This window comes from Micromonospora sp. KC606, from assembly GCF_004348675.1.
Lineage (GTDB): Bacteria > Actinomycetota > Actinomycetes > Mycobacteriales > Micromonosporaceae > Micromonospora.
In genome coordinates, this window is the sequence record NZ_SMKN01000036.1 from 14,487 (window position 1) to 36,025 (window position 21,539).

Annotated in this window: 22 protein-coding genes; 2 read left to right on the forward strand and 20 right to left on the reverse strand. The window is 73.7% G+C overall.

From position 1 onward, the window contains the following. Positions 1–95: 95 nt before the first annotated feature. From E1193_RS10970 to rpe, 8 genes are all read right to left on the reverse strand, one after another. Positions 96–323: a hypothetical protein gene (locus E1193_RS10970; RefSeq protein ID WP_132182804.1), complete on the reverse strand. Its 228-nt coding sequence runs from the start codon at positions 321–323 to the stop codon at positions 96–98. Between the two features lie 219 nt (positions 324–542). Then, positions 543–1,037, reverse strand: a complete 495-nt coding sequence (gene ribH, locus E1193_RS10975) for a 6,7-dimethyl-8-ribityllumazine synthase (protein WP_132182806.1) — start codon at positions 1,035–1,037, stop codon at positions 543–545. A gap of 2 nt (positions 1,038–1,039) precedes the next feature. Further along, positions 1,040–2,305: a bifunctional 3,4-dihydroxy-2-butanone-4-phosphate synthase/GTP cyclohydrolase II gene (locus E1193_RS10980; protein WP_132182808.1), complete on the reverse strand. Its 1,266-nt coding sequence runs from the start codon at positions 2,303–2,305 to the stop codon at positions 1,040–1,042. A 26-nt stretch (positions 2,306–2,331) separates the two neighbouring features. Then, complete coding sequence (pnuC, locus tag E1193_RS10985; RefSeq protein WP_132182810.1) at positions 2,332–3,024, reverse strand: nicotinamide riboside transporter PnuC; 693 nt, start codon at positions 3,022–3,024, stop codon at positions 2,332–2,334. After that, positions 3,024–3,635: a riboflavin synthase gene (locus E1193_RS10990; protein ID WP_132182812.1), complete on the reverse strand. Its 612-nt coding sequence runs from the start codon at positions 3,633–3,635 to the stop codon at positions 3,024–3,026. Before E1193_RS10990 ends, pnuC begins: the two co-directional genes overlap by 1 nt. Before the next feature lies 1 nt (position 3,636). Next, positions 3,637–4,698 (reverse strand): bifunctional diaminohydroxyphosphoribosylaminopyrimidine deaminase/5-amino-6-(5-phosphoribosylamino)uracil reductase RibD, encoded by a 1,062-nt coding sequence (gene ribD, locus E1193_RS10995; protein WP_132182814.1) that lies wholly within the window; start codon positions 4,696–4,698, stop codon positions 3,637–3,639. Between the two features lie 381 nt (positions 4,699–5,079). Beyond that, a complete protein-coding gene (locus E1193_RS11000) occupies positions 5,080–6,039 on the reverse strand; it encodes a response regulator (RefSeq protein WP_132182816.1) in 960 nt (319 codons plus the stop codon). 1 nt (position 6,040) lies between these two features. After that, positions 6,041–6,721: a ribulose-phosphate 3-epimerase gene (rpe, locus tag E1193_RS11005; RefSeq protein WP_132182818.1), complete on the reverse strand. Its 681-nt coding sequence runs from the start codon at positions 6,719–6,721 to the stop codon at positions 6,041–6,043. Positions 6,722–6,981: 260 nt separating this feature from the next. Here rpe and E1193_RS11010 point away from each other — a divergent pair, with 260 nt between their 5' ends. Together E1193_RS11010 and E1193_RS11015 are read left to right on the forward strand one after the other, a co-directional pair. Next, positions 6,982–7,866 carry a septum formation family protein gene (locus E1193_RS11010; protein WP_132182820.1) on the forward strand — a complete coding sequence of 295 codons (885 nt, stop codon included), beginning with the start codon at positions 6,982–6,984 and terminating at the stop codon, positions 7,864–7,866. 73 nt (positions 7,867–7,939) lie between these two features. Further along, positions 7,940–8,827 (forward strand): septum formation family protein, encoded by an 888-nt coding sequence (locus E1193_RS11015; protein ID WP_132182822.1) that lies wholly within the window; start codon positions 7,940–7,942, stop codon positions 8,825–8,827. Between the two features lie 112 nt (positions 8,828–8,939). Here the strand turns inward: E1193_RS11015 and E1193_RS11020 are convergent, their stop codons facing one another. The 12 genes from E1193_RS11020 to pyrF form a co-directional block, all read right to left on the reverse strand. Further along, the gene (locus E1193_RS11020; protein ID WP_243707499.1) at positions 8,940–10,562 is read right to left on the reverse strand and encodes an RsmB/NOP family class I SAM-dependent RNA methyltransferase; all 1,623 of its coding nucleotides are present in this window, start codon (positions 10,560–10,562) and stop codon (positions 8,940–8,942) included. Then, positions 10,517–11,443, reverse strand: a complete 927-nt coding sequence (fmt, locus tag E1193_RS11025) for a methionyl-tRNA formyltransferase (protein WP_132182840.1) — start codon at positions 11,441–11,443, stop codon at positions 10,517–10,519. The genes E1193_RS11020 and fmt overlap by 46 nt, the downstream gene beginning before the upstream one ends. A 5-nt stretch (positions 11,444–11,448) precedes the next feature. After that, positions 11,449–12,009 carry a peptide deformylase gene (def, locus tag E1193_RS11030; protein WP_132182824.1) on the reverse strand — a complete coding sequence of 187 codons (561 nt, stop codon included), beginning with the start codon at positions 12,007–12,009 and terminating at the stop codon, positions 11,449–11,451. Between the two features lie 42 nt (positions 12,010–12,051). Next, positions 12,052–13,323: a cytochrome P450 gene (locus E1193_RS11035; protein WP_132182826.1), complete on the reverse strand. Its 1,272-nt coding sequence runs from the start codon at positions 13,321–13,323 to the stop codon at positions 12,052–12,054. Between the two features lie 84 nt (positions 13,324–13,407). Further along, positions 13,408–14,391, reverse strand: coding sequence for an AAA family ATPase (locus E1193_RS11040; RefSeq protein ID WP_132182828.1), 984 nt, complete (start codon positions 14,389–14,391; stop codon positions 13,408–13,410). 211 nt (positions 14,392–14,602) lie between these two features. After that, positions 14,603–16,705 (reverse strand): primosomal protein N', encoded by a 2,103-nt coding sequence (locus tag E1193_RS11045; RefSeq protein ID WP_132182830.1) that lies wholly within the window; start codon positions 16,703–16,705, stop codon positions 14,603–14,605. 59 nt (positions 16,706–16,764) lie between these two features. Continuing rightward, positions 16,765–17,955: a methionine adenosyltransferase gene (gene metK, locus E1193_RS11050; RefSeq protein WP_132182832.1), complete on the reverse strand. Its 1,191-nt coding sequence runs from the start codon at positions 17,953–17,955 to the stop codon at positions 16,765–16,767. A 101-nt stretch (positions 17,956–18,056) separates the two neighbouring features. Continuing rightward, positions 18,057–19,265, reverse strand: a complete 1,209-nt coding sequence (gene coaBC, locus E1193_RS11055) for a bifunctional phosphopantothenoylcysteine decarboxylase/phosphopantothenate--cysteine ligase CoaBC (RefSeq protein ID WP_132182834.1) — start codon at positions 19,263–19,265, stop codon at positions 18,057–18,059. Between the two features lie 14 nt (positions 19,266–19,279). Beyond that, positions 19,280–19,543 carry a DNA-directed RNA polymerase subunit omega gene (rpoZ, locus tag E1193_RS11060; protein WP_007075826.1) on the reverse strand — a complete coding sequence of 88 codons (264 nt, stop codon included), beginning with the start codon at positions 19,541–19,543 and terminating at the stop codon, positions 19,280–19,282. 46 nt (positions 19,544–19,589) lie between these two features. After that, on the reverse strand, positions 19,590–20,126 hold the full coding sequence (locus E1193_RS11065; protein WP_132182836.1) for a guanylate kinase: 537 nt from the start codon (positions 20,124–20,126) through the stop codon (positions 19,590–19,592). 26 nt (positions 20,127–20,152) lie between these two features. Continuing rightward, on the reverse strand, positions 20,153–20,470 hold the full coding sequence (mihF, locus tag E1193_RS11070) for an integration host factor, actinobacterial type (protein ID WP_088962722.1): 318 nt from the start codon (positions 20,468–20,470) through the stop codon (positions 20,153–20,155). 170 nt (positions 20,471–20,640) lie between these two features. Then, positions 20,641–21,474 (reverse strand): orotidine-5'-phosphate decarboxylase, encoded by an 834-nt coding sequence (gene pyrF, locus E1193_RS11075; protein ID WP_132182838.1) that lies wholly within the window; start codon positions 21,472–21,474, stop codon positions 20,641–20,643. Positions 21,475–21,539 lie beyond the last annotated feature (65 nt).

The window sequence follows — 21,539 nt, forward strand, 5'->3', positions numbered from 1 at the left end:
CGCCCGGCACGCCGTCGCCGTCGCCGGCGCGCCGGGCGGGGCCAGGTCCGTGAGTCGTTCTTGGCCATCGAGGTCGGCGGCACCGACCGCGACGCTCAGCCGAGACCGACGAGGAACTCCCGTACCACGGCGTGGAACCGGTCGGATCCGCTGAACCCCCGTAGGTCGGGCGCGCACAGGTGGACCTGATCGGCTGTTGCAGCGGCCAGGCCGGCCCGGTGACGGTACCGGCGTGCAGGGCCCACCACGGGCGGGGCGTCGGGCCGACCCCAGCTGCGGTAGGCCATCCGCAGCCCCGGCAGTTCCGCGTACCTGATCTCCACGATGGACAGTCGGACATGTGCGTGCCCGTCACTCGCACCGGATCGATCATCTTCATTCGCGGCAAACCGCGGTCTCCACCGCCGCTGACACCGCGGTTTGCCGCAAACGGAGTCGATCACCTGGGCTTGACAGGCGGGCGGACCGTGCCTGGGCGACCTCGGCCGGACGGGGCCGGCCTGGGCGACCTCGGCGGGGCGAAGCCGGCCGGGCGGAGCCGGTCAGAAGCCGACCCTCGTGCCGGTCCCGGCGGCCACCGCCCGGATGGCCAGGGCCGCGTCGAGGGCAGCGACGGTCGCCGCCCAGCCCTTGTCCTCCGTCGAGCCGGGCAGCCCGGCCCGGTCCCGGGCCTGCGCGATGGTGTCGACGGTGAGCACCCCGTGCGCCACCGGCTTGCCCTCGTCCAGCGCCACCCGGGTGAGCCCTTCGGTCACCGACTTGCAGACGTAGTCGAAGTGGGCGGTCGCGCCACGCACCACCACGCCGAGGGCGACCACCACGTCGCAGCGGCGGGCCAGGGCCTGCGCCACCACCGGCAGTTCCACCGAACCCGCGACCCGGGCGACCACCGCCCGGGCGCCGCACGCCTCGGCCGCCGCGACCGCCCGGTCGAGCATCTGGTCGGTCAGCTCGCCGTGCCAGCGCGCCGCCACCACACCGACGGTCATACCGGCGGCGTCCACCGTGCTCACCCCGGGCTCGCCGAATCCCGCCATGTCTACGCTCCGATCTCGTCGCCGGCGACCGGGCGGCCCATCGGGGCCTCGGTCACCTCGTCCAACTCGTCCAGCAGGTGGCCCATCCGGTCCCGCTTGGTACGCAGGTAGCGCAGGTTCTCCGGGTGCGGCCGGATCGGCAACCCCTCGCGGCCGGTGATCCGCAGGCCGTACCCCTCCAGCCCGGCCCGCTTGGCCGGGTTGTTGGTGAGCAGCCGCATCGACCGTACGCCCAGGTCGTAGAGGATCTGCGCGCCGGTGCCGTAGTCCCGGGCGTCCGCCGGCAGCCCCAGGTCCAGGTTCGCGTCGACGGTGTCGCGGCCCCGGTCCTGGAGCTGGTACGCCTGGAGCTTGTGTAGCAGGCCGATCCCCCGCCCCTCGTGTCCACGCACGTACAGCACCACCCCGCGCCCCTCCCGCGCGACCCGGGCCAGGGCGGCCTGCAACTGCGGCCCGCAGTCGCAGCGCAGCGAGCCGAAAACGTCCCCGGTCAGGCACTCCGAGTGCACCCGGACCAGCACGTCCTCCCCGTCGCCGAGGTCGCCGTAGACCATCGCGACGTGCTCGGCCGGGTCGTGCTCGGCTCGGTAGCCCAGCGCCCGGAACATCCCGTACGGGGTGGGCATCCGGGCGTCGGCGACCTGCTCGACCTGCTTCTCGTGCCGCCGCCGGTACGCCACCAGGTCGGCGATGGTGACCAGGGACAGCGAGTGCTCGGCGCAGAACTTCTCCAGGTCCGGCAGGCGCATCATGGTGCCGTCGTCGTTGACCAACTCGCAGAGCACGCCGGCCGGGCGCAGCCCGGACAGCCGGGTCAGGTCGACGGCCGCCTCGGTGTGCCCGGGGCGGCGCAGCACGCCACCCTCGCGGGCCCGCAACGGGACCACGTGGCCCGGGCGGGCCAGGTCGGTCGGACCGGTCGCCGGGTCGGCCAGCAGCCGGATGGTGTGCGACCGGTCGGCGGCCGAGATGCCGGTGGTGACCCCCTCCCGGGCGTCCACGGTCACCGTGTAGGCGGTGCCCCGCCGGTCCTGGTTGGTGTGGTGCATCGGCGGCAGGTCGAGCCGGTCGCACTCGCTCTCGGTCAGCGGCACGCAGATGTAGCCGGAGGTCCACCGGACCATGAAGGCGACCAGTTCCGGCGTCGCCAGCTCCGCGGCGAAGATCAGGTCGCCCTCGTTCTCCCGGTCCTCGTCGTCCACCACGACGACGGGCCGGCCGGCGGCGATGTCCGCCACCGCCTGCTCGATGCTCGCGAAGCCGCTCACGGCCCTGGACCCAAGGGTGCGCTCGCTCATGCGACGGCCTCCAAGTAGGTGGACGGAATCGGTCGGGTAGCCCGGGCGACGCGGGAGCTACGCCACCAGGCGACCAGCCCGGCGACGCAGAGCGCGCCGTAGACGAGGTACATGGCGGCCGACGGATAGAAGCCGCCGCGCAGCAGCAGCGGCACCCCGACCGCGTCCACGGCGATCCAGATCAGCCAGAAGTCCACCCAGCCGCGGGCCATGCCGTAGGTGGCCAGCAGGCTCCCGGTGAGGATCCAGGCGTCCGGCAGCGGCCCCCAGGAGCCCAGCGAGGCGAGCACCGGGTACGCCACGGCGGTGCCGAGCACGGCGGCGGCCAGCAGGACCAGCCGTTCCCGCCCGGTAGCCCACCGGGGGGTCACCGCCGGCTGCTCCCTGCCGTCGGCCCGCCGGTTGCGCGCCCAGCGCCACCAGCCGTACAGGCTGACCGCGAAGAAGAACACCTGCCGGCCGGCCTGGCCGTACAGGTCGTGCGCCTGCGGGGTGGCGAAGGCGCCGCCGAGGAAGACGGTGAACAGCAGCGCGTTGCCGACTATGCCGACCGGCCAGGCCCAGACCAGCCGGCGCAGCCCGAACAGGGCGGAGGCGAGGCCGAATACGTTGCCGACGATCTCCCGGACCAGCACCGGGGAGCCGGCGAGCTCGATCTGGGCGGCGAGCAGCCAGCCGAGCGGACCCATCAGGCCCCACCGCCCGGCAGCCGGTCACCGAGCAGCCGCTCGACGTACTTGGCGAGCACGTCCACCTCCAGGTTCACCGGATCGCCGACGGCCCGATCGCCGAGGGTGGTCAGTTTGAGGGTGGTCGGGATGAGCCCGACGGCGAACCAGTCCGGGCCGACGGCCGCCACGGTGAGCGACACCCCGTCGACGGTGATCGAGCCCTTCTCCACCACGTACCGGGACAGCTCGGCGGGGAGCCGGAACCGCAACGTCTCCCACCGCGCGGCCGGCTGCCGGGAGAGCAGCTCGCCGACCCCGTCGACGTGGCCCTGCACGATGTGCCCGCCGAGCCGGCTGTTCAGCGCGGCGGCCCGCTCCAGGTTGACCGGATCGCCCGGGCGCAACGCGCCGAGCGCGGAGCGGCGCAGGGTCTCCCCCATCACGTCGGCGGTGAAGACCCCGCCGTCGACGTCCACGACGGTCAGGCAGACGCCGTTGACCGCGACGGAGTCGCCGTGCCGGGCGTCCGAGGTGACCAGCGGCCCCCGGATGGCGACCAGGGCGGAGTCACCCCCGGTGTCGGTGACGCGGACGACCTCGCCCCGCTCCTCGACGATGCCGGTGAACATGTCAGGCCTCCCTCTTCCGGGGCAGCGCGGTGATCCGCAGGTCGGGACCGACCTGCGTGACGTCGGTGAGCTCGAGGTCAACGGCGTCGGCGATGGTCGTCACGCCGGCGTCGGCCAGCGCGGTCGGGCCGGCCCCGAGCAGCTTCGGCGCGACGTACCCGACGACCTTGTCGACCAGCCCGGCGGCGAGGAACGCGCCGGCCAGCTGCGGCCCGCCCTCCAGCAGCGCGGCCCGCACGCCACGGTGGTGCAGCTCCGCCAGCAGCCCCGGCAGGTCGACCCGGCCGACCGGGCCGGCGCCGACCTCCGCGCTGGTGGCGATCCACGTCTGGGCGGCGCCGTCACGTACCCGGGCCTCCGCCGGCGTACGCCCCGAGCTGTCCACCACCACCCGCAGCGGCTGCCGGATGGCCAGGGTGCCGTCGCGCAGGTTACGGGCGGTCAGCCTGGGGTCGTCGGCGAGTACGGTGCCCACCCCGACGATCACCGCGTCGACCGTGCCGCGCAGCGCGTGCACGTCGATCCGGGCCGCCTCGGACGTGATCCACATGCTGGTGCCGTCGGCGGCGGCGGACCGGCCGTCGAGGGTGGCGGCGAACTTCCAGATCACGTACGGCCAGCCCCGCCGCATCGAGGTCAGCCAGGCGACGTTGCCGGCCTCGGACTCGGCGGCGCACAACCCGACGTCGACCTGGATGCCGGCGGCGCGCAGGGTGGCGGCGCCGCCGGCGGCGACCGGGTTCGGATCGGGCACGGCGATCACCACCCGGGCGACACCGGCCTGGATAAGCGCGAGGCTGCAGGGGCCGGTGCGGCCGGTGTGGTCGCAGGGTTCGAGAGTGACCACAGCCGTGCCGCCCCGGGCCCGCTTCCCGGCCTGGGCGAGCGCGACGGTCTCGGCGTGCGGTCCGCCCGCGTACGCGTGGAATCCCTCCCCCACGACCGTGCCGGCCGGATCGAGCAGGACGCAGCCGACGACCGGGTTGGGGCTGGTGGTGCCGAGGCCACGGGCGGCCAGCGCGACGGCACGGCGCATCGCTTCGTCGACGGAGACGCCGGCCATGGCCCCTGCCCTCTCACTCGCCGGTCGGCGCGCTGGGCGGTCGACGGGAGGAGCCGCGGGCAGGCGGCGGCGGATCCGGGAACGGCACGGCCGGCCCCGGGGAGCCCACGCGGCTGGAACAGCCCACGCGAGCCCGCCCCGTCCCGCGCGCTGTCTCCCATCCGGACTGTCTGGCCGCGGAAACGATCCCGCCGCCAACCGTCGGCCCCGGATTCTCACCAGGTCCACCGGGCGGCCTGAGCCGTCCGGGTCGCGGGCTTACCACGGTCGAGCCGTGGATCACCGCCGGTTCGGAATTTCACCGAGCCCCGCCAGCGCGTGGTGGGTACATGGAAGTCTTACACGCCGAGGCGGGGGGTACGCCACTCCCGGCGTGCTACCTCACACGCCGTCGGCCCGTCGGCGGTCCACCGCCACGTACGAGCCGGGTTGGCTCTTGGCAACGGTTTTCATCTCCGAGGCGACCGCGATCGCGGCGAGCGGATCGGTGAAGCGCTTGCGCGAGTCGGACAGCGACACGCCGATCGAGAGGGTCACCAGGTGGGCCTTGCGGATGTTGCCGCGACGGTCTTTGAGCTCCACGAAGCCGCGCTCGGCGTCGGCCGGGTCGTAGAGCTTGTCGGCGGCCCTCTCGAAGTCCTCGACCGCGCGGAAGGTCAACGGCCGGACCTGCTCCGGCGTACAGACGATGACGAAGTCGTCGCCGCCGACGTGGCCGAGGAAAGCCGGCGGCAGCCCGATCGAGACCACCGCCCGGTGCAGGCTGCGGGCCAACGCGGAGATGAACTCGTCGCCGCGGACGAAACCGTACCGGTCGTTGACGCTCTTGAACCGGTCGATGTCGATGTAGCCGACCGCGTAGTCGACGCCGCTGCGTACCCGGTCGCTGATCTCCCGGCGGATCCGGCTGTTGCCGGGCAGCCCGGTCAGTGGGGAGACCTCGCGGAACTCCTTGTTGCGACGCAACGTGGAGCTGACCCGGGCGACCAGCTCGGCGGTGTCGAAGGGCTTCACCAGGTAGTCGTCGGCGCCCGCGCTGAGCCCGTGGACCTTGTCCACGGTCATCCCCTTGGCGGTCAGCATGATCACCGGCAGGGCCGAGGTCATCGGGTCGGCGCGCAGCCGGCGGGTCAGCTCCAGACCGTCGATGCGCGGCATCATCAGGTCCACCACCGCCAGGTCCGGCCGGTGCTGCTCGATCATCTCCAGTGCCTCCTGGCCGTCCGAGGCGTGCAGCACCTCGAAACCGTGCAGGCGCAGGTTGAACTCGACGAAGCGGGCGATGTCCGCGTCGTCGTCGACGACCAGGATGACGTCCGGGCGATCGCAGGCCGGGTCCACGTCAGGCCCCGGAGACGGCGCGCTCCGCCAGGCCGCGCAGCCGGCGGACCGCCTCGGCGGGGTCGCCCGCACCGTAGACGGCGGTTCCGGCGACGAAGGCGTCGGCACCCGCCGCCGCGGCCTGCTCGATCGTGTCGACAGCGATCCCGCCGTCGACCTCGATGCGCAGTTCGAGGTGACCGCTGGCCACGTGCCGGCGGGCGGCGCGGACCTTCTCCAGCATCTGTGGGATGAATCGCTGCCCGCCGAAACCGGCCTTGATCGTCATGATCAGCAGGGTGTCGAAGTTCGGCAGCAGTTCGAGGTACGGCTCGATCGGGGTGTCCCGGTCGATGGCCAGCCCCGCCTTGGCGCCGGCCGAACGGAGATCCTTGGCGAGCGCGATCGGATCGTCGCAGGCCTCGGCGTGGAAGGTGACGTTGTGTGCGCCGGCGTCGGCGTAGCCGGGTGCCCAGCGACGCGGATCAGTGATCATGAGGTGCACGTCGAACGGGATCTGGGTGGCCGCCCGCAGGCTCTGCACCACCGGCAGCCCGATGGTCAGGTTCGGCACGAAGTGGTTGTCCATCACGTCGACGTGCAGCCAGTCCGCGGCTCCCTCGACGGCACGGACTTCTTCGGCCAGGCGGGCGAAATCGGCGGCGAGGATGCTGGGCGCGACGATCGGCGGCGGTACGGTCACCTGGCCAGTGTACGAACGCGGCCAGCCATCGCGAGCAGCGCGCCGCTTTCGAAAACCCTCGGTTACCCAGGCATGACAGTCAGTGCGGAAAGGTGTCTTCCCCGGTGAGAATCAGACGAAGAGCCACCGGGGCACTGGCCGATCGACGGAAACGTCGGAAAACTCCAACAGGGACGGTCACATATGCTGCACGCCCGACGGCGGGGCAACGCCGGGCGGGCCGCGGAGATCGACCGTCATCTCCCGGGAAGGGGCGGACGATGCGACGGTGGCTCGTGGCGCTGGTGCTGGCCGGCGCGGCGGTGACGATGAGCGGCTGCTTCCAGCAGCACCGGGCCGACGGTGACCTGGTCGACGACTGGCCCGTGCTGCCCGCACCACAGCTGTTCGTGCCGGCCACAGGCTCCTGCCTGCCCCGGATAACCCCGGTGGTGCAAGCCAGCACCTACGACACGGTGGACTGTTCGCGCAGCCACCTGGCCGAGGCTATCCACGTCGGCGTCTTCACCGGCGCCGCCGCCCGCGGGCCGCGACCCGAGCCGGGCTCGCCCGCGCTACGCCCCGCCCGGGCCGAGTGCGACCAGCGGGCCCGGGAGGTGCTCGGCGGCGACTGGCACTCCGCGCGGCTCACCCTGAACATCGCGCTGCCCTCGATGACGGCCTGGAACAGCGGCGCCCGGTGGTTCCGCTGCGACCTGAGCGAGACCGACAGCATCGACAACACCCGGCCGGTCAACCGGACCGGCAGCCTGCGCGGCGCGATGATCGGCGACAACCCGCTGTCGCACCGCTGCTTCGACCCGAAGCTGATCGGCAAGAACCTCAACTACATGGCGCCGGTGCTCTGTTCCGAACCGCACCGGGCCGAGTTCGTCGGCGTCTATCTCGAAAGGGACATGACCTGGGAGCAGTTCACCAAGGCCAACCAGCAGGTGCACCGGCGCTGCATGGCGCTGATCGCCAGCTTCGCCGAGGTACCCAACAACGCCGACCTGCCGTACCGGGCGGGGTCGATCTTCTACCCCCCGTCCGAGCGGGAGTGGGAGGAGGGCGACCGGGGCATCCGCTGCTTCCTGTGGAGCGACGACCGGAAACTGACCCGCTCGATGCGCGGCGCCGGGCCGGAGGGGTTGCCGACCATCTGAACCCGGGTGCCGTAGGCTCCGGCCCCAGGACAGCGCCGCTGGCCAGGCAGAGTGCGGCGAAGGGGCGGGTGGTATGCGGCGGTGGACGGCGGTCGCACCAGGCGCGTTGACGGCTCTCGCGCTGGCCGCCTGCGGCACGCCGGCCGGGCTGGACACGGACCTCACCGACGACTGGCCGGCGCTCACCGCCCCGCGCCCCTTCGTCCCGGCTGCCGGAGTCTGCCACCCCGGCGTGCCGGACGTCGGCCACCTCAGCGGCTACCAGCCCGTCGACTGCGCCGGGAAGCACCGCGCCGAGACCCTCCACGTCGGCACCCTCACCGGGACGCACGCGGCCGGGGCGGCCCCGCCCTCGGGCGGCAGCGTCGCCATGCGGACCGCTCGCGCCGAGTGCGACCGAGAGATCCGCCGCGCCATCGGCGCGGACTGGCGTGCCGGCCGGCTCAGCCTCACCGTCGTCCTCCCCTCCCCCCGGGCCTGGACCAGCGGGGCCCGCTGGTTCCGCTGCGACCTCAGCGAGATCAAGAGCATCGACGATCCGGGGGCGGTCGTCCGCACCGGAAGCCTGCGGAGCGCCCTGGCCGGTGCAGCCCGGCTCGGGTTGGGTTGCTTCGAGCCCCGGATCGACGGTGACGAGATCACGGCGATGACACCGGTGCCCTGCACCGCCCGGCACCATGTCGAGTTCGTCGGCGTATGGCAGGCCACCGGCCTGAGCTACGCCCGGCTCAGCCGGGGCGACCGCCAGGTCCACCGGGGATGCCGGAGCTTGCTCGCCCGCTACACCGGAGTTCCGGACAACGGTGACCTGCCCTTCCGCGCCGGCTCGATCTTCTACCACCCCACCGAGCGGGAGTGGCGCGATGGTGATCGCGGGGTGCGGTGCTTCCTGTGGGTTGACGCCCGCCCTCTGACCCGCTCGCTCAGGAACGCCGGCCCACGCAGCCTGCCGGTCCGCTGAGGCGGGCGCCGGGCCGCAGGCGCCGGCGGCCCGGACGGCCGCGCCGGCGCGTGGCACGCCCGGCTCGCGGCACGCCCGGCGCGTGGACCAGGCCCACGCGCCGCGCGCACGGTCAGCCGCGCCGCAGCACCGCGAGGAACATCGCGTCGGTGCCGTGCCGGTGCGGCCAGAGCTGCACCGTCGGGCCGTCGCCCAGCCCGGGCATGCCGGCGGGCAGCAGCGGGCGGGCGTCGACGAAATCCGCCGGCACGGCAGACCGCCGGGCCGCCTCGGTCACCGTCACGTGCGTCTCCACAACGTGCGGCGAACAGGTCACGTAGGCGACAAGACCGCCGGGGCGGACCGCGCGCAGCGCGGCGGCGAGCAGCTCCCGTTGCAGCCGGGTCAACGGCGGCAGGTCCGAGGGCTGACGGCGCCACCGGGACTCGGGCCGGCGGCGCAGCGATCCCAGGCCGGTGCAGGGCGCGTCCACCAGGACCCGGTCGAAGTGCCCCTCCGGCAGCTTCGGGTCCGCGCCGACGGTGCGGCCGTCGGTGTGCAGCACGGTCACCGGCAGCCCCTGGGTGGCCTGCTCGACCAGCCGGGCCCGGTGCTCGGATACCTCCACCGCGGTCAGCCGGGCACCGCGCTGTGCGGCGAGCGCGCCGAGCAGGCCGGACTTGCCGCCTGGGCCGGCACACAGGTCGAGCCAACGCCCGTCCGGACCGTCGAGCGGGGCGGTGGCCAGCGCGTGCGCCACCAACTGCGAGCCCTCGTCCTGCACGTGCGCGCGGCCCTCGGCCAACGCCGGCAGGTCGCCCGGCGCCCCGCCGGCCAGATAGACGGCGTACGGGGAGAAGGCGCCGGGAGCGCCACCCACCGCGTCGGCCAACTCCACCGGATCGGCGAGGCCGGGCCGGGCGCACAGATGCACCGGGGGCCGCTCGTTGTCCTCGATCAGCAGCCGGGTGGTCTCCCCCAGGTCGCCGCCGAGCGCCTCGGCGAACGCCCGCACGATCCACTGCGGATGGCTGTACGCCAACGCCAGATGTCCGATCGGGTCAGCCTCCATCGACGGGGCGAGCTTCGCCACCCAGGCGTCGGCGTCCCGGCCGGCGACCTCGCGCAGCACCGCGTTGGCGAAGCCGGTGGCCCCCGGACCGACCGCGCGCACCAGATCCACGGTCGAGGAGACCGCCGCATGCGCCGGCACCCGGGTGTGCAGGAGTTGGTACGCCCCGAGCCGCAGGGCGTCGCGCACCGGCGGGTCGATCCGCGCGACGTCCCGTCCGGCCGCGTCGGTCAGGATCGCGTCCAGGGTGCCGGTGTGGCGCATCGTGCCGTACGTCAGCTCGGTGGCGAAGGCCGCGTCCCGGCCGGTCAGCCCCTGCTCGCGCAGGATCGCCGGCAGCACCAGATTGGCGTACGCGTCGTCGCGGTGCACGGCCGCAACCGCCTGGTAGGCCGCGTACCGGGGCAGGTCGACGGCCGGCCGGAAGGGCCGGCCGCCACGCCGGTCGCCACCGCCGCGGTCGCCCCACCCCGCAGCACCCGACCGGTCGCCGCGCTGGCCGCCACCCGGGCGGTCACCGCGCGGCGCGCCGGCACGCCGGAACGCGGCACGGTCATCGCGGTCGGTCCCCGAGCCGCCACGACGGTCGTCGCGGAAGCCGTCGGTGCGGGAATCGTCGGGTCGCTCCGAGGGGGCGGTCACGCGAACACCTCGCCGGCGCCGACCCGGGCGCCGCGCACCCAGTCGCTCGCCGGCATGGCCTTCTTCCCGGCCGCCCGCACCTCGCCCAGGCGCACCGGCGTCGTCGCCGTGCCGGCCAGCACCCGGGACTTCTCCACCAGCAGCTCACCGGGCTTCAGCTCGGGACCGTCGGCGACCGGAGTGACCGGGCCCAGCTTCACCCGCTCCTGCCGGAAGGTCGTCCAGGGACCGGGGGCCGGCGTACAGGCGCGGACGCGCCGGTCCACCGCGAACGCCGGGTCGCTCCAGCGGATCCGGGCGTCCTCCACGGTGAGCTTCGGCGCCAGGGAGACTCCGTCCGCCGGCTGTGGCTCGGCCCGCGCCGTCCCCGCCTCGATCGCGTCGAGGACGGCCACCAGCAGGCCGGCGCCAGAGTGGGCCAGCCGTTCCAGCAGGTCGCCGGAGGTGTCGGTCGGCCGGATCTCGTCGGTCAGGGTGCCGTACACCGGGCCGGTGTCCAGCCCCTGCTCCAGCTGGAAGACACTGGCGCCGGTCAGCTCGTCGCCGTGCAGCACGGCGTGCTGCACGGGGGCCGCGCCGCGCCAGGCCGGCAGCAGCGAGAAGTGCAGGTTGATCCAACCGTGCCGGGGAACCTCCAGGGCGACCGGCGGCACCAGCGCGCCGTACGCGACCACGGGCACGCAGTCGGGCGCGAACTCGCGTAGCCGGTCGAGGAACTCCGGCTCCCGGGGCCTGGCGGGGGTGAGCACCTCGACGCCGTGCTCGTCGGCCCAGGCCCCGACCGGGGAACGGACCAGCCCCCGGCCCCGACCGGCCGGGGCGTCGGGGCGGGTGACCACGGCCAGTAGCTCGTGCCCGGAGGCGTGCACGGCGGCCAGGGCGGGGACGGCGACGGCCGGGGTGCCGGCGAAGACCAGACGCAACCGGCTCACCGCCCCAGACCGAACGGATTGCCGACGGCGTGCGGGCTCAGCTTGACCGTGGGCGGGGCGACCGGGTCGTACCACTCCGCCTGGCGGATCGCCTTCATCGCCTCCTTGCGCCCGGCCGGATCCAGCCGGTCGACGAAGAGCACCCCGTCGAGGTGGTCGGTCTCGTGCTGGACACAGCGGGCCATCAGCCCGGTGCCGACGATCTGCATCGGGTCGCCGTAGCCGTTGAAGCCCTTGGCGACGACGTTCTGCCGGCGCTTGGTGTCGAAGTAGAGCCCGGGGATGGACAGACAGCCCTCGGGGCCGTCCTGCTCCTCCTCGTCGGGGAACTCCAGCACGGGGTTGACCAGGTGACCGAGGACGTCGTCCACGTCGAAGGTGAACACCCGCAGGCCCACGCCGAGCTGTGGCGCGGCCAGGCCGGCGCCACTGTGCTCACGCATCGTGTCGGTGAGGTCGGCGATGAGCTTGCGCAGCTCGACGTCGAAGTCGACGACCGGATCGGCCGGCGTGCGCAGCACCGGATTCCCGAACAGACGGATGGGCTGGACGGTCACGCGGTGTGGCTCCTTCGGTCGGACGGACGGTGCCGTACCAGTCTACGGAGTGCCGGCGCCCGTTCTGGCCGGCGTGCCATCCTGCGGGGCGCGGGCCTGCGTGTCGATGGTCACCGGGAGGGTCTCGTAGCCGCGCAGGGTGAGCCGGGCCCGGTGCCGGGGCCGGCCGGCCAGGGCGAGCCCCGGCAGCCGGCGCAACAACAGCGGGAGGGCGACCTGGGCCTCCAGCCGTGCCAGCCCGGCGCCGAGGCAGTAGTGCGGCCCGGCCCCGAACGACAGCGGTTGCGCCGGTGGCCGCCACGGGTCGAAGGCCGCCGGTTCCGGCCAGCGGCGCGGGTCCCGGTTGGCGGCCCCGAGCAGCAGCATCGCCCAGGCGCCGGCCGGCAGGTCGACCCCGCCGACGGTCGCCGGGGCGATGCTGGTCCGGCTGGTGAGCTGCACCGGCGAGTCGTAGCGCAGCAGCTCCTCGACGTAGTCGGGGGCGAGATCGGGCCGGGCCCGCAGGGTGTCCGCCGCACGAGGACGTTCCAGCAGCACGACCAGGCCGTTGCCGAGCAGGTTGGTGGTGGTCTCGAAGCCGGCCACCAGCAGCACCACCAGGTTGGCCAGCAGTTCGTCGCCGGAGAGCCGGTCGCCGTCGGCGTCGTGCGCCTGGACCAGCGCGGTGGTCAGGTCGTCGGCCGGCGCCCGACGCCGGGCGGCGACCAGGTCGGCGAAGTAGGCGCTCAGCTCGGCCGCGCCCCGGTCGGCGGCGACGAGCTGCGCGGGGGTGAACTCCGGCTCCAGCATCTCGGTCAGGTCGGCGGCCCAGCGGCGGAACAGCGGACGGTCGGCCGCCGGGACGCCGAGCAGCGCGCAGATCACCCCGACCGGCAGCGGGTACGCGAACTCTGCCATGAAGTCCACCGGCGCTCCGGCACGACCCCGCTCGACCATGGCGTCGACAAGCTCATCGGCCTGGACGACGACCGCCTCCCGCAGCGCGGCGACGCGGCGCGGGGTGAACGCGCCGGCCGCCAGCCGCCGCATCCGGCTGTGGTCGGGCGGATTCGTCCGCAGCATCGACCGGGCGACCGACGAGATGGCCGGGCTGTTCCGCCAGCCGGGGAAGAGCTGGTCGCGCAGCGTGTCGTCCAGCACCCCGAACCGGGGATCACGCAGGATCGTGTCGGCCTCGTCGTAGCCGGTGACCAGGTAGAACACCGGACCGGCCTGGACCACCGGGCCGTGCGCGCGCAGCCGCTCGTAGGTGGGGTACGGGTCGATCCGCCCCGACGGCGACATGAGCAGGGCGAGCGCCTCGGGTGCGTCCATGACCGGCCTCCCTCTTCGCGTCGGAAGGCTCCATCATGCGCGACCGGATCCGTCCCGGCGACCCCGGTCGGCGTCGGGCTGCGCTCAGGCCCCGGAGCTCGGATCCCCCGCCAAAACCGCGTCGCCGTTGAGCAGGGCGTGTTCGGGCAGCGGCAGCGTGACGCCGTGCGCGGCCGCCCAGTCGTGGATGGTGGACGGGCGGGCGTGGGCGGCGAAGTAGTCGACCGCGCTCATCCCACCGACCACCGGCTCCCCCACCTCCGCGACCAGCTGCGCGGGCACGAGGTGGAACCCGTTCTGCAGCGCGGCGCTGAGCCGGCGGTGACCGTCGACGACGAAGAAGTACTCGCCGGTGTAGCCGATCCGAAGCGGTTCCAACGCCTCGCCGCCGGCCTCGGCCACCTCCCCGACGAACTCCGAGTCCCACAACCCGCGCAGGGTGGTGATGTCCTCGGTCGGGTAGACCCGGGCCGGGTCGAGCAGCAGCAGCGGCGGGGCGTCGCGCAGCACGTCGGCGCCGATCCGGCCCTCGTACGCGTCGATGATGTGCGTGATCACCTCGTCGGCCGTGGCCCGGGTGCTGTCGCAGACCAGGTCGTAGTTGCGCAGCCGGGCCTTGTCCACGCCGTACCGGACGATGAACCGGTTGCGCTCACTCTCGCTACGCTCCCTGAGTTTGGCCTTGGCCTCCTCCAGCGAGATGTAGCTCTCGGCCGGGCCGGACGGGCGCAGCAGCACCCGTCGGGCAGCCTCGCCCGGCTCGGTGATCATGTGTACCTTGAGCGCGTCGGTGAAGAAGTGCCACGCCAGCCGGGAGTCCATCACCAGCGCCTCGCCGGAGGCGGCGATGTCCCGCTGGAGCTGGTCGACGTAGCCGTCGACCGCCTGGTCCAACTCGGCGTGCAGGTTCAGTTGGAGCGCGGTCATCTGCCGCTCCTGCGCCATCTGGCGGTAGAGGTCGCCGACGCTGACCCGGCGCATCCCCAGCCGCCGGGCGATCTCGACGGAAACGGTGCTCTTGCCGCTGCCGAGGTCACCGTTGAAGACGATCGATTTACGAACGGTCACGACTGGTCCACCCCTGATCACCGGCTGGTTGACATCATCGATTGGGCTTCGGATCGACGCTTTCCGCCATCGTCGCGCCATTCGTGCGCCCGGGCATGACGGGCGATGCTATCACGCATCCGCCAGCAGCCTGTCGGACGCGGCGTGCGACGGTGACGCACCGCGACGACGGCTGTCGGCCGTACGGTGTCGCGGATCACCGGTGCGGGCCTCAGAACAGACTCAGTGGGTCGACCTGGAGGCGGACCGGGTCGGCCGCCTTCCGGGCGCTGCGTCCCCCGGCCGCCCTGTGCAGCGCCTCGGCCAGGGCAGCGCCCCGCGACCGGGGCACCCGGACCAGCATCCGCTCCCGGTCCTCGTCGGCCGGGACCGGGCCGAGCACCTCGGCGTCGTCTGGCAGCCGGGCTCCGGCGAGCAGATCGGCCACCGCCGCGGCGGGACCGGTGACGCTGGCCATCCTCACCGCCGGCGGGAAGCCCAGCTCCCGGCGCTCGGCCAACTCCCGGGCCGCGAACCAGGCGGGATCCCAGCGCAGCAGCGCCTGCACCGGGGCGAGCGCGCCGTCGGCGACCACCACCACCCGCCCCCCGTCCGGGGCGGACCGGGCCAGCGCGGCGGCGGCCAGCCAGCGACGCAGCGTCTCCTCGCCGGCGCGCAGGTCGGCCCGGGTGAGCAGGGCCCAGGCGTCGAGCAGCAGCACCGCGCCGTAGCCGCCCTCGGCGACCGGCTCGGCGCCCGGCGTGGCGATCACCAGGGCGGCACCGGCGGGCACGGTGGGCAGCACCTCCTCGCGGCCGGAGGTGCGCACCGGCACGCCGGGGAAGGCCCGACCCAGTTCCTCGGCGGTGCGGCGGGCGCCGGTGACCGCGGCGCGCAGCCGCCGCCCGCCGCACTCCGGGCAGGCGTACGCGGCGGCGATCCGGCCGCACCAGCGGCAGGCGGGCGCGCCGTCGGCCGAGGGCAGGGCGAGCGGGCCGGCACAGTGCGGGCAGCGGGCGGGGGTGCGGCACCCGGCGCAGGAGACCGAGGGCAGGTAGCCGCGGCGGGGCACCTGGACCAGCACGGGGGCGTCCGCGCGCAGAGTGTCCCGGGCGGTGGTCCAGGCCAGGCTGGGCAGCCGGGCGGTGGCCGCCCCCGGGTCGCGGGCCAGCTGTGGGTCGTCACCGGTGGGGGCGATCGCCGGGGTACGCGCCCGCACGGTCGCCCGGTCGGCGACCACCTCGCGGGCCCAGCCCGTCTCCACCAGCAACTGCGCCTCGGCGGTGCGGGTGAACCCGCCGACCAGAGCGGCGGCCCCGGCGAGCTGGGCCCGGGTCAGCAGCACCTCCCGGGCGTGCGGGTACGGCGCCCGGAGCTCGGCGTGCAGGTCGTCGCCGTCATCCCAGATCGCCACCAGACCGAGCCGGTCCACCGGGGCGAACATCGCCGCCCGGGTGCCGATCACCACCGGGACGTCGCCGCGCCGCGCGGCGAGGAACGCCCGGTAGCGGCGGGCTGGCCCCAGGGCTGCGGAGAGACAGGCGTGCCGCCCCGGGCCGAGAGTCGCGCTGAGGGCGACGTCGAGGCGCTCCAGATCCCGGGCGTCGGCGACCACGACGACCGCCCCCCGCCCGCCGGCGACGGTGGCGGCGACCGCGTCGGCGTACCGGGCCGCCCAGTCCTCACCGGCGAGGGCCGACCAGACCGCGCGGGGGGCCCGGCCGTCGGTGAGCGCGCACAGGAACGTGGGCCCGGCCGGGTAGTCCCGCCAACCGCGCGGGTCGACCATCGGGGCGGAGCCGCCGGCGGCGCGACCGGAGCCGACGGGATCGGGAACGGCGGCAGCGGCGGCGCGACCGGAGCCGACGGGATCGGAAACGGCGGCAGCGGCGGCCGGCTCGGGCCGGACTGGCTCGACGTCGACCGGAGCGTCCCGTCCGCCGGCGCCCGGCCGATCAGCGACCGGCGGCGGCTCGGCAGCGCCGGTGGCCACCGCCGCGCCGGCCGGGACAGCGGGAGATTCCTTCTCGACGCGGGCGTGCCGGGGTGGGACGGCGAGGCGGAGCACGTCGGCGAGGCTGCCGGCGTACCGGTCGGCGACGGCCCGCGCGAGCCGGGCGACCTCGGGGGCCAGCACCGGTTCCGGGGAGACCACCTTCTCCAGGTACGCCAGCCGGGGGTGGGTCGACTCGGCGACCCGCTCCAGCAGCCAGCCGTCGACCAGCTGCCCGGCGAAGCGGACCTTCACCCGCACCCCGGGAAGCGCCCCGGCGTCCAGGGCGGCGGGGACCAGGTAGTCGAACGGGCGGTCCAGGTGAGGCAGGGGGACGTCCACGCAGACGCGCGCGACCGGCGACCCGTCGGCGGGTCGCCGGTCGCCGCGCCTGGCGCCGGTCAGGCTCCCGCGGCCGACTTGAGGTCGGCGGCCCGGTCGGTGCTCTCCCAGGTCAGGTCCGGAAGCTCGCGGCCGAAGTGGCCGTACGCGGCGGTCTGCTGGTAGATCGGGCGGAGCAGGTTCAGGTCCCGGATGATGGCGGCCGGGCGAAGGTCGAAGATCTCGGCGACCGCCTTCTCGATCGCGGCGACCGGCACCGCCTCGGTGCCGAACGTCTCGATGAACAGGCTGACCGGATGCGCCTTGCCGATGGCGTAGGCGACCTGTGCCTCGCAGCGCTCGGCCAGGCCGGCGGCCACGACGTTCTTGGCCACCCAACGCATCGCGTACGCGGCCGAGCGGTCCACCTTGGACGGATCCTTGCCGGAGAAGGCGCCACCGCCGTGCCGGGCGTACCCGCCGTAGGTGTCGACGATGATCTTGCGGCCGGTCAGGCCGGCGTCACCCATCGGCCCACCGATCTCGAACCGGCCGGTCGGGTTGACCAGCAGCCGGTACCCCTCGGTCTCCAGACCGAGGCCCTCCAGCTCCGGATCGATGACGTGCTCGCGCACGTCCGGGGTGAGCAGCGACTCCAGCGAGATGTCCGCGGCGTGCTGACTGGAGACGACGACGGTGTCGAGCCGCACCGGCCGCAGGCCGTCGTACTCGATGGTGACCTGGGTCTTGCCGTCGGGCCGCAGGTACGGGATCGTGCCGTCCTTGCGCACCGCGGAGAGCCGGCGGGCCAGCCGGTGCGCCAGGGCGATCGGCAACGGCATCAGCTCGGGCGTCTCGGAGCAGGCGAAGCCGAACATCATGCCCTGGTCGCCGGCGCCCTGTGCGTCCAACGCGCTCTCCGACGCGCCGGTACGCAACTCGAAGGCGTTGTCGACGCCCTGGGCGATGTCGGCGGACTGCTGACCGATGGAGACACTGACGCCGCAGGACGCGCCGTCGAAGCCCTTCTTCGACGAGTCGTACCCGATGCCCAGGATGGTGTCCCGGACGATGGTGGGGATGTCGGCGTACGCCTTGGTGGTCACCTCGCCGGCGACGTGCACCTGGCCCGTGGTGATCAGGGTCTCCACCGCGACCCGGCTGTGCGCATCCTGGGTGAGCAGAGCGTCGAGGATGCCGTCGCTGATCTGGTCGGCGATCTTGTCCGGGTGGCCTTCCGTGACCGATTCGGACGTGAAGAGACGTGTCACGGCACTCCTAAGCACTTGAAAACTCTTTGGAATAGGTCGCTCCGCGGCAGTTTAGCCACCCGGGTCAGAAGATAGTCGGGGAACGTGAACCTGCCCAGCGCTCAGGACAGATCGGCCAGTCGAGCCACCACGAGGTCCCAGACGTCGTCGGCCAGGTCCTCCTTCTGCTGCTCAGGCAGGACGTGCACCGCGCCGTCCGCGCCGATGACGGTCGCCGCGTTGGTCTCCGCCCCGAAGACCTTGTCCTCGCCGACCTCGTTGACGACGATCAGGTCGGCTCGCTTGCGGGCCAGCTTGGCCCGCCCGTTGACCTCCGCGTCGTCGGTTTCGGCGGCGAAGACCACCAGCACCTGCTCCGGCCGACGCCGCCGGCCCAGCTCGGCGGCGATGTCCGGGTTGGTGACCAGCTCGATGGTGGGGGCGCTGCCATCGTCCGCCTTCTTGATCTTGCCGGACGCGTAGCTGGCCGGGCGGAAGTCGGCCGGCGCCGCCGCCATCACTACCACGTCGGCGACCTCGGCCGCGGCCAGGGTGGCCGTCCGCAGTTCGTCGGTGGTGCCGACCCGGACCAGGTCGACCCCGGCCGGGTCGGGCAGCGCCACGTTGGCCGAGACCAGGGTGACCCGCGCGCCCCGGGCCACCGCGGCTCGCGCGAAGGCGTACCCCTGCTTGCCGGAGGAGCGGTTGCCGAGGAACCGAACCGGGTCCAGCGGCTCGCGGGTGCCGCCGGCGGTCACCACGACGTGCCGGCCGGCGAAGTCGGCCGGGGCGTCGACGCCCCGGGCGAGGGCCCGCCGGGCGACGGCGAAGATCTCCGCCGGGTCGGGCAGCCGACCCTTGCCGCTGTCGGCGCCGGTGAGCCGGCCGACGGCGGGCTCGATCACGCGGATGCCCCGGGAACGCAGCGTCGCGACATTGGCGACGGTCGCCGGGTGCTCCCACATCTCGGTGTGCATCGCCGGGGCGAGCACCACCGGGCAGCGGGCGGTGAGCAGCGTGTTGCTGAGCAGGTCGTCGGCGAGACCGTGGGCCGCCTTGGCCAGCAGGTCCGCCGTGGCCGGCGCGACGACCACCAGGTCCGCCCGCTGGCCGAGCCGGACGTGCGGCACCTCGTGCACGTCGGACCACACGTCGTCGGCGACCGGCTGCCCGGAGAGCGCCGCCCAGGTCGGCGCCCCGACGAAACGGAGCGCCGACGCGGTCGGCACGACGCGAACCCGGTGCCCCGACTCGGTGAACAGTCGCAGCAGCTCACACGCCTTGTAGGCGGCGATGCCGCCGCCGACCCCGAGGACGATCTCGGCGGACATCGACGCGCGGGGTGTTACGGCTGGTCGGTCGGCTCAGCGGTGAGCAGGCCCGCGTTGATCTCGCGCATGGCGATGGACAGCGGCTTCTCCTGCGGGGTCGTCTCCACGAGCGGGCCGACGTACTCCAGCAGGCCCTCACCGAGCTGGCTGTAGTACGCGTTGACCTGGCGCGCGCGCTTGGCGGCGAAGATCACCAGCGCGTACTTCGAGGTGGTCTTCTCGAGGAGCTCGTCGATCGGCGGGTTGGTGATGCCCTCGGGGTTGGCGATGGATCCCACGAAATACCTCTGCGTCTGAAGTGACCGCGCGAGCGCGGCTGGTCGCTCAACCGCGTAGTGGCGGCGGCCAAGCGGGAGCCAGATAGGAAGAACCGAGCAAGCCTACCAGCTCGTCCACGGCCCGCTCGGTGAGGTCGTGGACCACGATGTGTTCGACGGCCTCGGCGACCGCCGGCGCGACGCGCCTCCCGGGCCGCGTCAGCAGCACCAGGCGGACGCCCGGCAGCGACGCCCGGACGGCGAGCGCGCCGGGCAGGTCGAGCGGGAGCAGCACGGGCCGCCCCTGCGCGAGCCGGATCCGCAACGGATCGCGGGGGGTGCCGCGCAGGTGCGGGCCCACCCGGAACCACTCCAGCAGCTTCCCGGCGGCGACCAGCCGGTCGAACTGGGCGGGTGTGACGAAGTGCCGGTCGACGCCGTCGCGCTCACCCGGGCACCGTGGCCGGGTGGTGACCGGCACCGGCACCCACACGGACGGAGAACGCGCCCGGACACGCTCGACCACACCGTCCCGGCCGGCACCAGACGGTCCGGTCAGGACGGTGAGCTGAGCCGCCGGGCGCGCCTCGTCATCCGTGCTCACCGCTTGTTTCTACACGGTGGCGGACCTCAGTTCGCGGCGAACTCTCCAAGCAGCGCCTTGCGCTGCTGCTCGCCCAGGCCACGCAGGCGACGGCTGTCGGCGATCTTGAGCTTCTCCATGATCTGGGTCGCCCGGATCTTGCCGATGCCCGGCATGGCCTGCAGGACGGCCGAGACCTTGAGCTTGCCGACGACGTCGTCGGACTCAGCCCGCTCAAGGACGGCGGCGAGGGTGGTCTTGCCCTGCTTGAGCTGCTCCTTCAGCTCAGCACGGGCCTTGCGGATCTCCGCGGCCTTCTCCAGCGCGGCAGCGCGCTGCTCGGGGGTCAGTGACGGGAGCGGCACCAGTTCTCCTCAGGTCCCTATCGCGACGGGCGGAACGCACCGCCGCTCTGTGAAACATGGTGTCGCCGGTAACCAAAGGGGTCCGTGGTTACCAGCGCGGGGAAAACTAGCGGTCGCCGGAGCTTTCGGCAACGTGGACGCGCGAAGATCAACGCAAAGTGACCGAGCCGTCAGTCAGCCAGAACAGCCCGGCAGTCGGCCAGAACACGCTCCACGGCGGCCCGCAGGGCGACCGGATCCGGGCCCGCCCCCAGCACCTCGCGGGAGTACGACGGGAGCACCGAGGGCAGGCTCGACCCGAACACCGTCCGCAGATCGGCGGCCGTCGCGCCCTGCGCGCCCAGCCCCGGAGCGAGCAGCGGGCCGTTGACCCGGGACAGGTCGTGGCCGGTCTCGCCCACCGTCGCACCCACCACCAGCCCGAAGCTTCCCAGTGGCTGCGCATCCGCGTTGAGCTGGGAAATCTCGTCGATGACGGTCTGCGCCACGGTGCGCCCGTCGGCGGTTCGGGCCCGCTGCACCAGCGCCCCCTCCGGGTTCGAGGTGAGCGCCAGCACGAAGACACCGCCGCCGTGTGCCGCCGCCAGCTCGAACATCGGGGCCAGCGCGCCGACGCCCAGGTAGGGGCTGGCGGTCACCGCATCGACAGACAACGTGGCGGCCGGGTCGAGGTAGGCCGAGGCGTAGGCGGCGACGGTCGAACCGATGTCGCCGCGCTTCACGTCCAGCAGCACGAGCGCCCCGGATTCGCGCAACTGTCGGATAGTTGACTCAAGAATTCCAACACCCCGAGCGCCGAAACGCTCGAAAAAAGCCGATTGGGGCTTGACGACCGCGACCTGGTCACCGATCGCCTCGACCACCGTCCGGGCGAACCGGTCCAGCCCGTCAACGTCGTCCGGCAGTCCCCAGCGGGCCAACAGCCCGGGATGCGGGTCGATGCCCACGCAGAGCGGTCCCCGCTCGGCCACGGCCCGGTGCAGCCGGGCACCGAAGGTCTCCATCCGTCGCTCTCCTCACGTTCGCTGCGGGACCGGCACCCGCCGGCCCCCTCCTGCCCGCACCGGCC